The following is a 222-nucleotide window of genomic DNA, read 5'->3' on the forward strand; positions in this document are numbered from 1 at the left end:
AGAAAGGTAGAGGAGAAACCATTATGAAAAAACTATTAGCATTAGCAATGGCAGCGATGATGTGTGCTGTCGCAGCACCGATCCACGCAGCAGAAGAAGCAACAGAAGTGAATCCACAGACGGATGAAAACAAGAACATCGAATCAGAAACCGATACACAAGCAGCAAACGGGGAAGTATGGGCAATGCTTACCAGCGACACGAAGCTTGACCAGATGAAGG

1 protein-coding gene is annotated in these 222 nt (G+C 46.4%); it reads left to right on the forward strand.

What is annotated here, in order from left to right; genetic code table 11:
- Positions 1 to 23: 23 nt before the first annotated feature.
- On the forward strand, positions 24 to 222 hold a 199-nt coding region (locus tag NE665_RS24690; protein ID WP_256302805.1), incomplete at its 3' end, for a hypothetical protein.

Source organism: Clostridium sp. DFI.1.208 (genome assembly GCF_024463855.1).
In the GTDB taxonomy this organism is placed as follows: domain Bacteria; phylum Bacillota_I; class Bacilli_A; order Erysipelotrichales; family Erysipelotrichaceae; genus Clostridium_AQ.